Genomic DNA, 18,566 nt, shown 5'->3' on the forward strand with positions numbered 1-18,566 from the left:
CACTTCTACATTGAACAACTTAACGTTTATCTAGCTTACTTTCAATCACATCAATCATTTCTTGACGCACAGCCTGAACCGGAATTTCACCGATAACCGCGCCCAAGAACCCACGAACGACCAAACGCTCAGCCGTATCTTGATCCAGCCCACGGCTCATGAGGTAGTACATATCTTCTGGGTCAACTTGACCGATCGACGCCGCATGACCTGCCGTCACATCATTTTCATCAATCAAAAGAATGGGGTTAGCATCTGAACGTGCCTTATCTGACAACATCAAAACGCGTGATTCTTGTTGCGCATCCGCACCTTTGGCACCGCGGATGATGTGGCCAATGCCGTTAAAGGTCAAGGTACCGGCTTCTAAAATCACACCATGTTGTAAAATATGCCCAATCGAATGTGGCGCATAGTTGGTCACACGCGTATCAATCCCTTGAATTTGTTTGCCTGAAGAAATCGCCACAGCTTTGAGTTCTGCGTGACTACCTTCACCGACCAAGTCACTGTCAAAATCAGCAACGACATTGCCCTCGTTCATGACGCCAAGGTTCCAGTCGATTTGTGCATTCTTATCTAAACGCCCACGACGACTGATGAAAGTTGTCAAATTGCTACCTAAGCGGTCAATGGCTGAAAACTTCACTTGAGCACCCTCAAGCGCCACAACTTCAACTGCAATATTAGCGGTGTTTTTAACGCTATCTTGGCCAAGGCTTTCAAAACGTTCTAAGTAAGACAATTTTGAATGTTTCCCAGCGATAATCAAGACGTGCTTGTTAAAAGGTACCGCTTCATCAGAATTTTGATAGAAAAGCCCTTCGATTGGTACATTGACTTCAACATTATCTGGGACATATAAAACGGCCGCAGAGTTAAAGTAAGCGGTATGGTAAGCTGTTAATTTGTCTTCGTCAAAAGGCAAGGCTGTCCCAAAATACTGCTCGACGATTTCTGGTATTTCTTCTAGGGCTGAATAAAAGTCTGTGAAAATCACACCTTGATTCGCCAAATCTGGTGATAGTTGTTCAAAAACAGTGGTCGTGCCGACTTGAATTAACTTGGGATTTTTTCCCAAGTTTGTAAAATCTGGCACATTTGAACTGTCAAGAGATTCAGTGATGTCGTTATTACCAAAGTGCCAACGGTCAAGCTTGACCCGCTGAATCACTGGGAGTTTTAAATCACTGATTTTATCAAATGCCGTTTGACGGCGCACTTGCAACCATTCTGGCTCCGCATGTGCCTGTGAAAAAGCAATAATATTTTCTTTCGCCATATTATGCTCCCTCTTAGACTTCTTCTTTGTACTCGATACCAAGGTCTTTCGCGATGCCATGGTAACCTTCAGTTTCCAAGCGTGCTGCTAATTCAGGGCCACCTGTCATCACGACGCGACCTTCCATCATCACGTGGACAACATCTGGTGTGATGTAGTTCAAGAGGCGTTGGTAGTGGGTGATAATCAAGGCACCGAAGTTTTCACCACGGATGGCATTGACACCTTTAGACACGACTTTCAAGGCATCAATATCGAGACCTGAGTCGATTTCATCTAGAATCGCAAATTTGGGTTCCAGCATGAGTAATTGGAGAATTTCATTGCGTTTTTTCTCACCACCTGAAAAACCTTCGTTGAGATAGCGTTCAGCCATGGCTTCATCCATATTGAGCAGTGCCATTTTGCTGTCCAATTTTTTCAAGAAGTCCATGACCCCAATTTTGTCATCTTCTTCACGGCCAGCATTCATGGCAGCACGCATAAATTCAGCGTTGGTAATCCCAGCAATTTCACTTGGATATTGCATGGCCAAGAAAAGACCTAAACGCGCGCGTTCGTCTACTTCAAGCTCTAAGACATTGATACCGTCCAGCAAAATTTCGCCTTGTGTCACTTCAAAATTAGGGTTACCCATAATGGCAGCAGAAAGGGTTGACTTCCCGGTACCATTTGGCCCCATGATGGCATGAATCTCGTTAGTATTGATTGTCAGGTTCACACCTTTAAGGATTTCTTTTTCCTCAACACGGACGTATAAATCTTTAATTTCTAATGTAGACATAGCTTCCTCCAAAATAATCTTCTTCTCACTATTCTAACAAAAAAACAGACAAAAAAACATGATTTTGTCTGTAAACTTTTACATTTTTCGGCGTTTTTTGACTTCTTGACGATAGTCACTATTGCCGATAAATTTAACGATGTTTAATAATGGTGTTCGATTTTCGCCTAGCACGCCAATTAACTCAATCAACACCTCTAACCCAATCAGACTAAAAATCAGCAAGAAAGTGCCACCCCAGCGCGACGAAACGTTGAGAATTAAAGCGATAAAGGAGAAAATACCTGCAATCCCATAAATCACTAAAACCGCCGCGTGCTGCGTCAATCCTAAGCTCAACAGTCGATGATGCAAGTGCATCCGATCCGCCTCGACCATACTGCCGCCATTAAGCTTGCGGCGAATCATCGCCACGACCGTATCGGTCAATGGCACACCTAAAATCAGCATCGGTGTGACGACAGCCACAGCTGTCGCATTTTTCAAGCCTTGTAAAGATAAGACAGAAATCATGAAACCTAGGAATAAAGCACCCGTATCCCCCAGATAAATAATGGCAGGTGGAAAATTATAAGGGAAAAAGCCCGCAATAGCAAAGACCAGCACAAAAATGGTAATTGGCAGATAAACGTTAGTCGTACCCAAGAAGAAATAGGCGACTAATCCCATGGTTGTCAGACTAATAATCGACACACCACTCGCTAAACCATCCAGTCCATCAATCAGATTGACCGCATTGGTAATCGCTAGAATCCAGAAAATCGTAGCTATAAAAGACAGCCAATCTGGAAAGACCAAAAGTGGCCCACCAAAAGGGATTTTGAAATTATCAAAATGACTGGTCGTGAGAAACCAGATCACACAAGCACCCGCGATTTGTCCTGCTAATTTACTTTTTGCCCCAAGCTCCATGATGTCATCAATTAAGCCTGTCACAGCCACGATACCGCCGCCTAGAACGAAAGGCCAGACATAGTCAAAATACGTCTCATTAATACCTTTATAATTTGGTAAACCGACAAATCGTGGTAAGACGAGTAAAGTAATCGCTGAAAACGCCACAAAAATCGCAACGCCACCAGCTGATGGCATCGGTTTGACATTAATGCGGCGCGCATTTGGATTATCGACTGCCCCGATTTTTCGAGACACCACGACCATAATCGGCGTCAAAATCAAGGCAATGATTGCCGTTACTAATAAAATAATAATATATTTGACCGTAAATGGAAATTCAGATAAGTTATGCATATTAGTATTATTATATCATATTCTTTAATTTTTATAGGGGTCAATTTATTTTCAGAAACCCTATTTTAATAACAGACAAGGCTTAGCTTTCCCAGCCATATGAGGACACAAAAAATAGCGATAACTCGCTATTTAACTGATAATACGTCATCAATTTAGACCTGTTGCAAATTCTCAAGCGCTTCTTCTCGGAAAATCGTCTGCGCATGTTCCAACAAAGCTTCCCGTGAAAAATCAGATGGCTCACCGTATTCTAACATTCTGGCACGTAACAGGCTCACTTCTTTAAAGCCTTTACGTTTTTGATTATCAAGAATCGTCAGGTAAAAATGGTCTTGGAATTGAAAGAGTTCTGATTCTTCCACATCGTCAATCACCGCCTGACTCAGCTTGACGGCATCCGATATTTTGTTGAATTTGAGGATAAAATAGACAAAGTCTGCATGGTCATCCATGACATCAAAGTTCGGTTTACTTGCCAGATTATCCATCAGACTTGCCATATCGCCCATCTGCTCCATGGCTTCATCCATCATTTCCTGGAGACCTTCTGACCCTTCAGGAAACTGCATGTTATCCATGTTTAACTCCTCAGTCACGAGCAAATCCACACCTTTCGGATGCGGGCGCACTTGGAAAGTCATCATGCCTGTATTGGCAAATTTATCTTCAATTTCTAGCTCACTGACCAATTCATAAAATAACTTTTCAACCATGCCTTGATTGACCAGAAAGTCACTCATTTTAATATCATGCGCCTTCAAATCTTCAAATGTCAGGGAAATTTTTATCGTTTTATCATTAATTTGTTTATATTCCATCGGACTAACCTCTCGTTTCGTTTCAGAGCAAGTCAAACTATCCCCTGAACTTCTATTATACCATAAAAGCGCTAAAATTAGCGCTTTTATGTGATTGCGATACTCATTTGGTTCTTATAAAACTTGAGCCAGAAAATCCTGTGTCCGCTGTTCTTTAGGATGTTCAAACAGCTCAGTTGGCGTGCCACTCTCGACGATTTTACCGTCTGCCATAAAGATCACGCGATCTGCTACTTCCTTGGCGAAGCCCATTTCATGCGTCACGATGACCATGGTCATCCCATCTTTTGCCAAATCTTGCATGACATTTAAAACGTCCCCGACCATTTCAGGATCGAGTGCGGATGTCGGCTCATCAAACAGCATGACGTCAGGGTTCATCGCAAGCGCTCTGGCAATGGCGACCCGTTGTTGCTGACCGCCTGACAAACTTTGAGGATAGGCCTCAGCTTTTTCAGACAGACCAACTTTAGCTAGTAACTCAATCGCAACTTCAACCGCTTCTTCTTTAGATAATTTGCCAGTCGTAACTGGTGCTAAAATCAGGTTATCAAGGACTGTCATGTTTGGAAAAAGATTAAACTGTTGGAAAACCATGCCCATTTTTTCGCGGTGTTTAAAAACGTCAACTGACTTATCCGCAATATTTGTACCCTCAAAATAAACCTCGCCTTTGGTCGGCGTCTCTAATAAATTCATCGTCCGAAGAAAAGTCGATTTACCTGATCCAGATGGGCCAATCATGACAACCACTTCGCCGCGTTTAATCTGGATATCTAAGCCTTTCAACACTTCATTTTTACCGAAATATTTATGTAGGTCTTTAATTTCAATCAAATTATGTGTGGTCATTTTGCATAGCCTTTCCCTAGTTTTTTCTCAAGGAGATTGATCAGACGACTGGTGATAAAGGTTACCACGAAGTAATAAACAGCGACCAGTAACCAAGGTGACAGACTTTGATAAGTCGTTGAGCTGGTCGTTTGGGCGCCATTATAAAGTTCCATGACCCCAATCGTTGCCAGAAGCGAACTATCCTTGATGATGGTCACAAATTCATTCCCCAAAGCAGGTAAGATATTGCGGATGGCTTGTGGTAGAATCACTTTCAGCATCGTTTGATGTGGGCGAATCCCGAGTGAAAAAGCTGCCTCTGTCTGTCCTTTCGGGACAGCGTTAATCCCACCACGGACGATTTCAGCGACATAAGCGCCTGAGTTCATTGACAATACGATAATTCCTGGCACTAGGCGTGACAAGTCCTCTGTCAAAATTCCTAACTGAAATTCTGGTAATGGCATTTTGCCTAGGATTTGGAAACCAATCATGATTTGCACCAACATCGGTGTCCCACGAAAAACTTCAACGTAGATATTCGCCAGCCAACGTAAAAATCTGACCTTCGATAATTTAGCTAAAGCAATCAAAGTCCCTAGCACAGTCCCAATCAGGACGACAAAAGCTGAAATCATCAAGGTCACAAGCAGACCGTCATTAAAATAAGGCAGGAATTTATTAATAAAATTAAAACTCATAAGATTCTACTTTCTGAAAATAGTGATATTTCCTATTATATCACAATATGCCAATCCTTTATTTAAATTCTCCGAGATAAAATTCAATTTGACTGCCAGCCTTGACTATCGTTTCTGTCACACCTTTGTCCGCGAGCTTACCATTGACCTTAAAGAGCCAGTAGCGATTAGCTGACTCGATTTGGGAAACGTTGTCGATTTCCGTGATAATGCCTGATTTTAGAGTTACTCTCGCTTTTGATTCTAAGAAGTCCAATACCGTTTCGTCGGTTTTGATTGGCACATTTTCATAAGTTTTAACTGTTGCCTTATCAAATTTGACGATTAAAGTCGCTGTGCCATGCTGTTCAGATTTAACAGCCTTGTGGCAAGATGCTAGAACGACAAGTGATAGAAGCAAAAATAAACTGACTAAAAATTTTTTCATAAGCCTATTTTATCAAAAAATGGAGTTGACTACTAACGATAGAAACCATCATCTAAAAAAAACGCCATTGGCGTTTTTCAGGAAGATTCAATTTAACCGATAATGCGTTGTTCAGTCTCGAAATCAAAGAAATGGCCTTTATTGACTTTGAAAGTCAAGTCAACTTCATCACCCGGTTGACGGAAGTCACGGGCATCGACTTTCGAAACAAACTCAGTATCACCAATCTTAGAATAGAGCATCGTTTCAGCACCCAGCAATTCAGAAACGACAACTTCCGCTTTCACATTTTGATTCGGGAAGACTTCTTGGACGATGCCATCAGCTGAAATATCTTCCGGACGGATACCAAACCAAACTTTTTTCTTATCGTATCCAGCATTTTTAAGGACTTTTTGTTGGCCTTCTGGAATGGCAATATCAAGACCAGCACCATTTGTCATGCAAGCCCCATCAACTGTGACTTCAAAAAAGTTCATGGCAGGACTACCGATAAAACCAGCGACGAATTTGTTAGCAGGTTCGTTATAGAGTTCTTTCGGCGCACCGATTTGTTCAATACGACCAGTTGTGCCGTCAGGGCTCTTAGACGCACTCATGATAACAATCCGATCCGCAAGGGTCATCGCTTCTGTTTGGTCATGGGTAACATAAATGGTTGTTGCCCCAATCCGACGGTGAATTTTCGCAATTTCTGCACGCATGGAAACCCTAAGTTTAGCATCCAAGTTGGACAAAGGTTCGTCCATAAGGAAGACTTTGGCATCACGGACAATGGCACGTCCCATGGCCACACGTTGGCGTTGACCGCCGGACATATCAGCTGGTTTACGGTCTAGAAGCTCAGTCAAACCAAGGATCGCTGCCGCTTCTTCGACACGTTTTTTGATTTCATCTTTTTTGTATTTGCGCAATTTCAGACCAAAAGCCATGTTGTCGAAGACAGTCATGTGCGGATAAAGGGCGTAGTTTTGGAAAACCATGGCGATGTCACGGTCTTTAGGTGCTACGTCATTCATCCGCACACCGTCAATCGTGAATTCACCACTTGTGATGTCTTCAAGACCTGCAATCATCCGAAGGGTTGTTGATTTACCACAACCTGAAGGTCCGACGAAAACGATAAATTCTTTATCTTTCACATCCAAATTGAAATCTTCTACGGATTTGATTTTGGCGTTGGGATATACTTTGTCTACATGTTCTAATTTAAGGGTTGTCATTGTGTCTACCTCTTTTTTATTTGATAGGTTTATTTTAACGCAAACGCTTTCATTATATGATAGACAAACTGCACACTATTTATATACAGATTGAACATCAAAATTTTTATCTAACAAAAAACGATCTAATCTGCAACGACTAGATCGTTTTAAATGTTCAAACTTCAACCGAAGTCTCACCCTTTCTTCGTCTCCTTAGCTTTCTCATTGCCAATAGCAAATATATAAGGAGCAAAATCACGAGTAGACTGAGACCAAACCATAACCAGAGATGATTGGTTTTCTTGCTTGCTTGCATCGCTTTGACTGCTTTTAACATGCTCGGCGTGAAAGGGACACGTTCTCCCGTTACCAACAAGCGATGGCTATTGATTCCGATTGGGACGCAAGTGACCAAGGTCGTTTGATCTTTGTCTGCCTCATGGCGAATGGCTGTGGCATTATCTGCCGTAACTTTGCTGATTTTAGAGACCTTATAGGCTAAGTAGTTGCCTGCAACCTTGTAAATGATGAGTTCTCCTTTTTTGAGTTTCGGTACCTCATTAAACAAGGTTGCACTGGGAATACCGGAGTGACCTGCGACAACGGAATGATTGCCCGTCCCTCCAGAAATCGGACTGCTTGTCGCAAGCCAAGTCGCCCCAACTTGTAGAAACTGCTCACTGCTATTATCGAAAATCGGCAGATATTGCTGGATTGTTGGCAGATAAATCTCACCAATCATGTGCTTGACATAAATCGGTAGGGTAATCGGATCATAGGTCAGTTCATTCAGACTTTCTTGCGAATAGGGATCTTCTAGCGAATTTTGGCGTGCCACTTCTTGACGTTTAGCCATCTGATCACTAATTTCTCGCGCACTTTTTTGTTGCCTTTCCTGAACTGACATCATCCGTTCAACCAGCACATCATTAAGGCTATTGCGCACCATAGGATAGACGAGGGAACCGACACCAACTAAGACACAGATGACAATCCCAAGCGTCAGCAAGAAATCCTGAAACCTTTTTTTAGATTGTGTTTTTGGCGTCTTTTGGGTCATCCTCCCCAACCTCCTATTCCTTTAAGTTAAGCTGCTTCCTGCGCGTTTTTACGTTTCAAGTAGTAGAGCACACCGGCACCGCCCAAACCAGCGACAGCAACAAGACCAAAGATGGCAAAGCCACGACCACCGGTTGATGGCAAGAAGTTGTTAGGTGTGTTATAAATGTTGTGGTTAGCATCTGTTTTATTGCCATTCACAGCTAAGTCAGTGCCAGAATCATAAATATCTGACTGATTCGGTTGGAAAGCGATAGATGGTTCTAAGAGACGATAACCAGCTGGCGCAGTCACTTCTGTTAATCCATAGACCAAGTCTGGGTCAAGACCTAGCAAGGTCAAGGTCCCATCAGAACCGACTGATAATATATCAACACCAGTTGCACTCGCTGTTACCATATAAACCCCGCTACCTGAAGTCCCAATTTCTTTGAACCTCAGATTACCTGTCACACCATCACCAACTGAGAAAGTTGCCCCAGTCAATGGATAACCTGTGTTGGCATCATTTTTTTGGAATTTATATTTGGCAGTGATACTCTTGACCTCCCCTTCATCAGGGACGACTTCAAAGCCATTATCTTCTGTCACTTTATAGTTGGCTTTGTTTTTGATGTCCATCAAGATATTTTCTGGATGGGCTTCAAAGTAAGCTTCATCCAACCAACATGCTACTGTAAAGGTCAAGGTTTTGCTCGCAAGTTCAGCCCATTTTGTCGTATCACCACTTGGTGTCATTGGAGAAATCGTCAAACTAGCTTTTGACCCCCCATCTCCTACAAGGCTTGTTGTCGGATTAGCGACTGCTGTCAAGTCATATTGTGACAAGAAATCGTTCAATGATTGTGTCTTAGTCCCATCATTGACCAGCGTTGTCGGCTCATCGTAGCCACCGAAAATCAAGCCTAAACCTGGCATTTCATTGACCGTGAATGATTTGTACTTGAGATTTCCTGTCGCAGCAATTCTTTCACCCAAATCGCGTGGTAATTTAAGGGAAATGTCATAAGAGATGTGTTGTGCCAGAGAAACATGCGCGTCATTTGAATTGGTAAAATCTTTGGTTAATTGTCCGACTTCATTTTTAGGATAGATGTTAATTATCGGCTCAGTCCCATTCAAGGGCATAGCAACCAATGTTGGAATGGTACCGATAACATTTGACCCGACTTCTCCAGCACCGATAGTGGTCACAGTATTTTTAGGTCGTGTCGTTTCGACTACGGCATAGATGGCATCCTTACCACTACTTGTTTTGGTTGGCAGGTCTGCAAAGGTCACTTGACCATCTGCAATCCCATCAGCGTTTTTACCTGTCGCTGCATCGACTTTTTCAGTCCCGACAATTGTACCACGTGCCTTAATTTCAGCATTACTTTCATGTTTAATCAGATTAAAGTAATCACTGTAAATTTGAGCTGGTGTCTTGCCAATCCCAGCTGGCGAAATAGCATAAGTATAGTATTTTTCCGATACATCAACAATTGTAAACCCTGCACCTGGCAGATAATCACCGATTAAACTGCTGGGTCTCGTATTCCCATTATTTTCATGAATGGTGTCGTCCCCATTCTCAATCTTGTGAATGACCAAATCTTTGGTCGTCGTCCCATTTCCTGCCGCCTGTACGACATGTGGTAGGACAGCTAAACTCCCTAGGGTTACTAGCGACAGCGCTGTCAAGATGACCGCTTTTTTTCTTACTCTCGTTTCCATCGTACCTTCTCCTTTTAAGATGCTGGGATGTTGCATCAAGGGCTTAAACCCGGCGCAACATCACTTCTTGTCGACCCATAACGGGATCTCTGCCTATTTTTTTCAAGATCTAGTTAAAAGCTTAACGTTTTTTCCCTCCTCTTATCTCATTAAATTTCGTGTTTATAGGTGCGACTCTTTTGTTTAAAGTGATACAAGAACACCGCACCTGCTACAGCTAAGGTCATGATAAGCAGGGATAGCTTGAAGCCAGGCCCACCTGTGACAGGTAATTTAGCACCTGTGCTTTGGTTAATAATCGTAGTAAAGGCAGCTGTCAAATCACTGTTAGAGGCTGTAGATGGCACTGCAGTGAGCGCGGTATAGTCTGCTGCATTACTGTCAAATTCTGCTAGGAGATTGTCGCCTGCTAATGTGTAAGCACCCGTTTCCTTGACGTAGTAAGTATAGGTATCTCCACCACTCGTTGCCTTGTCAAGCAGCGCACTTGACCACTGCCAAGTATTGCTGGCGTTCAGTGTAACGGTCATCAGGTACTGATAATCGCCAGTTGCTGTCTTCCGATAGAGCTCAACCTCGACATGATCAATGCTACTGATTAAGCTGGCATCCCCACGAAACTCCTTCTTAAAGCCAACCTTGACAAAATCGCCAAGTTCGCGTTCTTCAACGGTATTTTTCAGGATAATGTAGTAGTTCCCATTGCTATCGTTGACAATTCGGTTGGCACTGTCGTAGGTGTCAGAACCGATGGTTAAGCTACCGATTGCCTGATCATCGCCACCACTTGTTTCAAAGTTTGGCAAGATAGACTGACCTGTGCGTGAGTCGACAATGTCCACTTCACGCACATAATAATGATAAGTTGCCGTACCCGTCATATCCGTCATCGGCAAGTCAGTAACCGTCGCCTTAAAGTCATTAGCCTGTGTCAACTCAAGACTTGCGATTTTCGTTGGCAAGGTATCGCCGATTTGTCCTGTCCCATCGCGATAGACATCGACTTTGACGACATAGTAAGGGAGATCTTCCGAGATAACGAAAACATTACTAGCTGAGAAGTCCCATTGTTTTTCAACGGTTAGATTACGTTTGAGTTTTTCATTATTCAAAATCAGTTGTTTTGAAGCATCAAAGGTGAAGTTCGGATTGTCAATGACTTGACCGTTGACAGCCACTTCCTGCCAAACGGCTTGTCCGCTAGGAGCGGTAAGTCTGAAGTAGACGGGCTCACTTAAAAGTTGATACCCGTCTGGCGCTTGTAGCTCAGTCAAACGGTAGTAACCTTGGGTCAAGCCCTCACGGGTAATCTGACCACCTGTGATGTCAAACTCACCGAGAGCGTTAGCTCCCTCTGGATAGATGGCTTGATAATCGCCACCCATTTTCTTTTCAAGTCGGACACGCGCGCCGCTCAATGGATTGACACCTTCAAGGTCACCATCGTCTTTGACAAGGGTCAGATTAAAATTGACACCTTGCGCACCACCGCCAGCGCTTGAGTAGACATGCTCAACTTCTTCACCTTGACGAATCGTGATTTGATCCCACATGGCAACTGTTGCTTCATTTTGAAGCTTAGAAGGGGTTGCTCCTGCTTTGACTTGTGTCACATACTCGACGATAAAGGTCCGATTATCACGCGCTTCATCATCGCCGTAGACACGGTTCTCCCCAAAGGTGAGTTGGAAGTATTCATCTGGTGTATTTTTAATACGGGCTTCTGTGAAGTCATTGCCATAATTAGCTTCATAGCCTGTTTGACCGCCAGTTCCTGTAAAGAAGCGATAACCTAGCTCGGCTATCCTCTGAAGATGACCGCCATAGCTTGCTTCTGCAACACCTGAGCTAACCGCACCAGCGCCCCATATAAAGCGGTTTGATTGCGGTTGAGGGGTATAAGAACGATATTGCGTCGTCCCATTGACCCCATCAACTGGCATTGGTGCCCAACCGTCCTCCCCTGGATCCTGAAGGTCACGATTCCAGTACTGGAAGATTTTACCATCTGCTGGATTTTGAGGTGTTATATTAGGATAAGCTGGCAGACTACCTTTCTTAGCTGCCATATTGGCCATCGCATTTTCATCAAAGTGTTTACTGCCCATGCTGACCGCGATATTTTTCGGCATGAGTTGATAGTCTGTTCCCGCTGTTAAGAGCTGACCTTTAGTCAGGTTACCTGTGCCATCCTTAACGGCCTCATAAACATTGATAAGCGGTAGACCGCTAGCATCTTTGAGATAGGTTTGCGCAGCATCTATTTCATCTGTGAAGAGGAGTTGTTGGAAAGCATAGCCACTTGGATTGACCTGAACTTGCCAAGTCGCCAGATCTTTTTCGCCTTCTTCAGTGCCTAGGGTACCGATTTTATTGACCAAATTTGTTTCAAAGTCCCAAGCCCCCTCGGTACTGGTTTCCATATCGTTCCCGAGACCCGGCACGGCCAACTTGGCGATATTTTTATAGTTTTGATTCGTCAGTGGATCTTGACCCAGAGGATTATCATGGGTCATGGTCATGAGGAAGATGACATTAAAGGTCTTGTTAGTTGCTTTGAGAAAGACTACCTTGAGCACCTTAGTCTGCTCATCATACTGGACTTCGTAGTCAACGCCCTCTATGAAGTCATAGCTTGGTCTATTTTCAGCACCATTGGCTATCGCCTCTGGTGTCACACGACCGATTGCTGCGTAGAGTGGGTTATGTCCCCAACCATAAATACCAAAAACGCCAACAGATTCTACGACCCGAACAGATCCAGGCACATAGTGGTAACTCGTTTCATTTTGTCCTAGATCAGCAGTTTCCAGATGAGACAAATCATCACTAAAGACTGTGCCAGCAGGTAGAGGGGCTTGGCCAGTATTAAAGGTCGTCGTAAATCCGACCATTTCCTCGCTAGCAGTCCCTTGATAAAGCGGTGGTTCTTGTGAGCCGTCAGCACTATTATCAGCAATCAATCCATCCCAATTCCAAGAAAGCGCCATTTTCCTCACGCGACCAAACAAGTAAGCGGCCTCATTGACATCTAACCCGCCAATAGCCTGATCTGGTCTGCCTTCAAAGTCATACCCCTCAGGGACACGAAAGGCTACTTTTTTCCCGTTCAAATCATTATAGATTTCAAGCCAGCCAGTACCAACGTCATCCCCATCTTTTTTAGAATTTTCTTGGTTTTCACCCCAGTAACCTATTACTTTGTTAAAGAAACGTAGATCCGGATTGATGTCCCAATTCCAAGGGTCATTTGGCATCCACCCTCTGTCTTTATGGCTCCAATAATCATGGTAAGTCTCTAGTCCTGGCCAATCATAGTTAGCATTAGCGTTGGGTTGTGTATCCCAGGAGTTGAGATAGCCTTTGTAGGCGCTAACGCTTTCATGGGCATCAAAGGTGATGAGCAAATCTTCACTCAGGAGTGTCTTATAAGCCCCTAAGAGTTGAATTTCAAAGCCACTTTCATAGCCTAATCCAGCGTATAGCTTGGTGCCATCAGGTAGCAATAAATTTTCATCATCTAGGTTTCTCATTTTCAAGGTATAATCAACATCTTTAACTAAGAGATGATCTGCTGTGCCATCCGACTTAGTCGTTGAAACTTTTAATGTTTCAGGCAAGAGTTCCCGTTTGTAATAAACCCATTTATATTTACTATAATTATATTCGATAATCGTCCCTGGTTCATATTTTTCCCACTCGTTTCGATAGAGGATATAAGAATCAACAATTTTACCATTAACAATGGCTTGGTCGGTTGTATTATACCTAATCCGCCAGCTGCTGGTCATATGGTTGGCTGGTGATGGATTCTTGGTAAATTCCTTTTGGATGCCAAACTCACCCTCATCTCCGGGCACAATATAGCCACCATCACCTGATTCCCCGATTCCCGTGATCTTGGCGTGGTTGCCCAGAGCAATCGTTTGGTCTGGATGATCAGTCATGTAACCTGCATCTTTCGTGAACCGTGTCGTATAAGTCACTTGATAGTTGCGTTTGGCAAAGAAAGGCGCTTGTGGTGGCGTGATGGTCATCGTAGACTGACCACTACTATTCGTCCCAAATGACTTGGTGAAGCTCAAGGCATCTGCTTGACCGTTTAGTGGTGTGATGATGACACTTCCTTGTTCATAGGTATGTGTCCCTGCTCCTGCCGGTGTGACTGACAAGTCATCTTCTATGGGGTTATTAAGACTACCATCTATCGGATAATAAGCTTTAATCGTCCAGTAGAGGAGGGCGTAGGCATAATCTGTCTTGGTGCCTGGACTGTTATCCGCTTTGAAGTACTTGATTTTATCCTGACCATTTTCTTCGTCAAGTCTTTTGGAGATAACACCTGTCCCTTGGGCAACGTCGAATTCGCCAGAATTAACCTCTTCCCAAGCATCGTTGCCAGATTTGAAGCTGGCTTTATTGGTAAATTTAGTCGCAGCAGGATTGGTGATATGCGTCTTAACTACCACTTTATAGCTGGCACGGCTCTGACTGCCATCTTGCGGTTGAATCGTCCAAGTCACCTCATGATTGGTGGTGTTATTCATCTCCGTATAACCACTCGGTTTTAAGAGTGCCTCCCAGTCACTCGCACCTTTTTCTTTTTTAGAAAGTGCTGCTGAGACAAATTCTTGGTCAGTCCCATAGTCATCTTTGATAATCAGATTAGATAAGGATTGATTTTGACCCGTTCCTTCATTCACAAGGACTTCCCAAGTGATGATACCTGTGTCTTTATCATAGGCCGTCTGTGTCTTGGTGATTTCAGCGTCACCATCCGGCTGTGGATTAATCGTCACGGTGTTGCCACCGACATGCCCCAAATCAATCGTTTCATTGGTATCTGTCTGACTAAACTCGAACCAAGTATTAATAGCGAGATGACCTGAGACATTATCGAGACTGAGCACGATTGGCATCCAAGTCAGGGTAATTTTGCGATCCGACGTGATGGTATAGGTCGCAAAAGGTGTATTGCTAAAAGCGCCCTGCCCATAGATTGTCCCAGACATCCCCCCACTTGGCATGTGGAAGTAGCTCGGTAAATTCTCGAAAACAGTTGGTGTGCTAAGGATGCTTGCTGTTTTCAAGTCATTGTCTAGCGACCAGTTGATAATCATCCTGACATTGGTTTTGTCCGCCACGGTGGCACCATTGCCAAGCGTCAGATAAGTGCCGTCTCCTTCAGGGTCGATTTGTAACGTGGTCGAGTCGGTTCTAAAAGCCCCACCACTATTTTGCGTGACTTGGAAGTCACCTGCATCTGCCAACACCTTGGTCGGTAGATAGCTAAGATTGAAAAATTGAGGCACCAAAACGCTCAATAACATCAGAAGATGAACGATTTTGGTCTTAATTTTAACTATTTTTTTCATCGTGTGTCACCTCCAATCTCTTTTGGATTGGTTTCGAGATGTTGTTTGCGCTTACAAATCAACAAAATGATGAGCAAAAGTAAGCCACCACCCAGCGCTGTGTAGCCGAGCAATTGTTCCCCAGTTATGGGCAACGTGCCTGCTGGTGTTTGGGGTGGTTGACCAGGTGTCTGTGGTAATTCGCCTCGGAGATTGTCAACCACGGCATCGGGCATGGTGGTCGTTTTACCGTCAACGGTAATCGTTACCGGTTGCGTTGAATCTGCGGGTACTGTGACTTTGACTTTAAGTGCCGCATCGGTAATCTGATAACCATTAGGTGCTGTGACTTCCTCAAAGAAATACTCCCCAATCGGCAACCAGTGATTACCAGTTGTCACTAGACCCTTGTTATCAGATGTCATGATGGTCACCTTGGGATTCGTCACATCCACCCATTGATTGTCATTGTCTAGCCTATCTTCATGAAGATAGAGTTTTTGACCAGTTGCATCGACCTTATAAAGTCTAAAGCTTGCACCTGCTAAAACACCTAAGTCATTGCCTTGACTATCCTTACCATGTTTGTAAAAATAGGGATCCCTCACATACTGATAGTTTTTCGGATAGAGATGGATCGGATTCGCAACATCTGAACTAAACGGTAGCGTTAAGAAAATCGGTTGAGAAATCTCTAACTTGGCAATCGCGGGATGCGTCGTTTCAATAATCAAATACTTAGCATATTGCCCATTTGACTGTTCCGGTAACTGGAAAGTCGCCAATCCCTTGGTGCCAGTCGTCCCTGTGATTTCAGTGGCAACTTTTAAGCCTTTGTCGTCAAAGTAGGATGCCCCATAGGTGTCATTGAGTTGATAAAGGTCACTTTCTGTCGCGCCACTGTCGACTAATGTCGTGACATCGTAAACTGTAAAACCCGCACCATTCAACAAAAAATTATCATCAATAGGCAGTTCTGTACCTTGATTGTCATACTTCGTCGTCGTGTCATTTTCGTCCAACAACACCTTATGTAGCCTGACAGTCACGGTCGTATCAGCGTCTGCCTGTACCGCCTTTACGCCCGTTACTAGAAACAAGATTGCAACAACGAGCCCTACCATATCCAGTAAGCGTCGCCGGCACCTTGTCATCCTTATTTTTTTCATCGCCCCACCCTCCTTAATTTCTCACAATTTCATCTGATTTAATCTATTGCCTCACTTTTCTTCCTATAAAAATGTTTATCTTATCACATCTATATTATACTCTTTTTATTATTTTTTTACAAATAATCTTTCTATTCAAACTATTTCATTTTAATTCTAAATATCTATAATATAAAAACGTTTTATGTCTAAAAATATCGAAAATATGAGGTGACTATTGGTAAATTAGCCAGATTGCTTCCTTTTAGAACGACTATATCACTATTGTTATCAATCCTATTTAACATAAAAAGATTAGCTAAACGCTATAAAATAAAGCTATATCATCGATAAATAACAAAAATATAACACTTTTCTAATAAAATCGTTTTTTTATTTTTAAAATTTCACTGACAAAACATCACCTCTTTTCTTACTTTGAAATAAACCTCGTGTTATTTTAAAAAATTTTAATGCCCTTTTCAGCCAACAGGTTGCAGCGCGTTATCCTGACCTCAATGTGAGGACTCAAAAAACGTCTAACCTTTAATCGGTCAGACGTTTTTAGTGTTTACTTAAAAAGATTGTCGCTTGGCTTTCCGTTCGGCACGACCTTGTGCACGACCTGCAATCCGTTTCTTAGCTTTCTTCTGTTTATCAATTTCCCAGCCGATTTTTTTCTTGTAGGCGGGTTTAATTTTTTTCTTTTTCTTCTTCACCAGCCCAATCATCGTAATATCAAGGGCTTCTTTAGATTTCTCACGTTTGTCACGACGGTCGCGATCGTAAGAATCTGTGATTTCACCATTTTTGATAACTTTTGGTGTGAATTTAATGCCTGTTTTTTCCAGTTCCTGAATCGCAGCATCATCAGACGGTTGATAAAGCGTAATCGCTGTTCCCGTCATCCCGTTTCGACCCGTCCGACCGACACGATGGACGAAGAATTCCAAATCGCGGGGGATACCGTCATTGAGAATATGACTGACACCCTCGATGTCAATCCCACGCGCCGCCAAATCAGTTGCGACCACGTATTGGTAGTCGAGGTTTTGCACCGCCTTCATAATCCGTTTACGCTCACGCGGTGGCACCCCTCCATGAATCTTCGCGACTTTAAAACCATTATTGGCCAAAAAGCTGTGAATCTCATCGGCTCGGTCTTTCGTATTGGCAAAAATCATCGCCAAATAAGGATTAAGCGTCTGCAGGACTTCGAGAATGGCGCTGTTATTGCCGCGCCCCTTGGTCGAAATCAACCAGTTGTCAATCGTATCGCTAATGACGGTTTTGGTCGCGATTTTTTCCATAACGGGGTTATTGAGATATTTCTTGAGGAAAGGCTGGAGTTTTTGCGGAATGGTGGCTGAGAATACCAGCATCTGCACCTTTTTGTCAAAGGTCCCTGCGATTTGGTCCACTTCATTTAAGAAGCCCATGTCCAGCGTCATATCCGCTTCATCAATCACGAAAAGATTCGCCGTATAAGTTTTCAAGGCTTGGGCATTGATCAAGTCTAAAATCCGACCGGGTGTGCCAATCACGATATGGGGCTGATTGCCAGCTAATTTTTCAATCTGACGTTTTTTATCCGTGCCACCGACAAAGTTTGAGATGCGGATGCTTCCGTCAAACTTGGTAAATGCTTGCGCCGCATTGTAAATCTGCGTCGCCAGTTCGCGTGACGGTGCAGTAATCACAGCCTGAACGCCATCAAGCGCTGTGTCTAGTTTTTGAAAAATCGGGAGTAAAAAAGTATGGGTTTTACCAGAACCTGTTTTAGATTCGCCAACAATATCACGCCCGTCAAGCGCAATCGGTATCAGCTTTTCTTGAACGGGCGTCGGCGTTTTAAAATGGATGCTTTCTAAAGTCTCATTAATAAAGGGTTTAAAATTAAAATCTGTGAATTGCATAGTTTTTCTCGTTTTTCTAGTAGTCGTGCTTTTATTATACCACAAAAAAATCGCCAAATTCGGCGATT

The 18,566-nt window shown here is 43.3% G+C and carries 13 protein-coding genes; all 13 read right to left on the reverse strand.

Features of this window, described 5'->3' with window-relative positions:
- Window positions 1–19: 19 nt before the first annotated feature.
- A complete protein-coding gene (sufD, locus tag RsY01_RS02520) occupies window positions 20–1,282 on the reverse strand; it encodes a Fe-S cluster assembly protein SufD (protein WP_094783986.1) in 1,263 nt (420 codons plus the stop codon).
- A gap of 13 nt (window positions 1,283–1,295) precedes the next feature.
- On the reverse strand, window positions 1,296–2,066 hold the full coding sequence (gene sufC, locus RsY01_RS02525) for a Fe-S cluster assembly ATPase SufC (RefSeq protein WP_094783987.1): 771 nt from the start codon (window positions 2,064–2,066) through the stop codon (window positions 1,296–1,298).
- A 78-nt stretch (window positions 2,067–2,144) separates the two neighbouring features.
- Window positions 2,145–3,317 carry a glycosyltransferase family 4 protein gene (locus tag RsY01_RS02530; RefSeq protein ID WP_094783988.1) on the reverse strand — a complete coding sequence of 391 codons (1,173 nt, stop codon included), beginning with the start codon at window positions 3,315–3,317 and terminating at the stop codon, window positions 2,145–2,147.
- Window positions 3,318–3,472: 155 nt separating this feature from the next.
- Window positions 3,473–4,138 (reverse strand): adaptor protein MecA, encoded by a 666-nt coding sequence (locus tag RsY01_RS02535; RefSeq protein WP_094783989.1) that lies wholly within the window; start codon window positions 4,136–4,138, stop codon window positions 3,473–3,475.
- A 114-nt stretch (window positions 4,139–4,252) separates the two neighbouring features.
- Window positions 4,253–4,990 carry an amino acid ABC transporter ATP-binding protein gene (locus RsY01_RS02540; RefSeq protein WP_094783990.1) on the reverse strand — a complete coding sequence of 246 codons (738 nt, stop codon included), beginning with the start codon at window positions 4,988–4,990 and terminating at the stop codon, window positions 4,253–4,255.
- Window positions 4,987–5,673, reverse strand: coding sequence for an amino acid ABC transporter permease (locus RsY01_RS02545; protein ID WP_094783991.1), 687 nt, complete (start codon window positions 5,671–5,673; stop codon window positions 4,987–4,989). Before RsY01_RS02545 ends, RsY01_RS02540 begins: the two co-directional genes overlap by 4 nt.
- 58 nt (window positions 5,674–5,731) lie before the next feature.
- Entirely contained in the window at window positions 5,732–6,100 is a 369-nt protein-coding gene (locus RsY01_RS02550; RefSeq protein ID WP_094783992.1) for a DUF4430 domain-containing protein, read from the reverse strand.
- Between the two features lie 92 nt (window positions 6,101–6,192).
- On the reverse strand, window positions 6,193–7,323 hold the full coding sequence (locus RsY01_RS02555; RefSeq protein ID WP_094783993.1) for an ABC transporter ATP-binding protein: 1,131 nt from the start codon (window positions 7,321–7,323) through the stop codon (window positions 6,193–6,195).
- A 157-nt stretch (window positions 7,324–7,480) separates the two neighbouring features.
- Window positions 7,481–8,365: a class C sortase gene (locus tag RsY01_RS02560; protein ID WP_094783994.1), complete on the reverse strand. Its 885-nt coding sequence runs from the start codon at window positions 8,363–8,365 to the stop codon at window positions 7,481–7,483.
- Between the two features lie 26 nt (window positions 8,366–8,391).
- Window positions 8,392–10,080, reverse strand: coding sequence for a SpaH/EbpB family LPXTG-anchored major pilin (locus RsY01_RS02565; RefSeq protein WP_094783995.1), 1,689 nt, complete (start codon window positions 10,078–10,080; stop codon window positions 8,392–8,394).
- Between the two features lie 149 nt (window positions 10,081–10,229).
- On the reverse strand, window positions 10,230–15,455 hold the full coding sequence (locus RsY01_RS02570) for an MSCRAMM family protein (RefSeq protein ID WP_094783996.1): 5,226 nt from the start codon (window positions 15,453–15,455) through the stop codon (window positions 10,230–10,232).
- Window positions 15,452–16,603, reverse strand: coding sequence for a pilin N-terminal domain-containing protein (locus RsY01_RS02575; RefSeq protein ID WP_107490437.1), 1,152 nt, complete (start codon window positions 16,601–16,603; stop codon window positions 15,452–15,454). The genes RsY01_RS02570 and RsY01_RS02575 overlap by 4 nt, the downstream gene beginning before the upstream one ends.
- Window positions 16,604–17,157: 554 nt before the next feature.
- Window positions 17,158–18,498 carry a DEAD/DEAH box helicase gene (locus RsY01_RS02580; RefSeq protein ID WP_094783998.1) on the reverse strand — a complete coding sequence of 447 codons (1,341 nt, stop codon included), beginning with the start codon at window positions 18,496–18,498 and terminating at the stop codon, window positions 17,158–17,160.
- Window positions 18,499–18,566 lie beyond the last annotated feature (68 nt).

The sequence above is a fragment of the Pseudolactococcus reticulitermitis genome (genome assembly GCF_002260845.1).
Classification (GTDB): domain Bacteria; phylum Bacillota; class Bacilli; order Lactobacillales; family Streptococcaceae; genus Pseudolactococcus; species Pseudolactococcus reticulitermitis.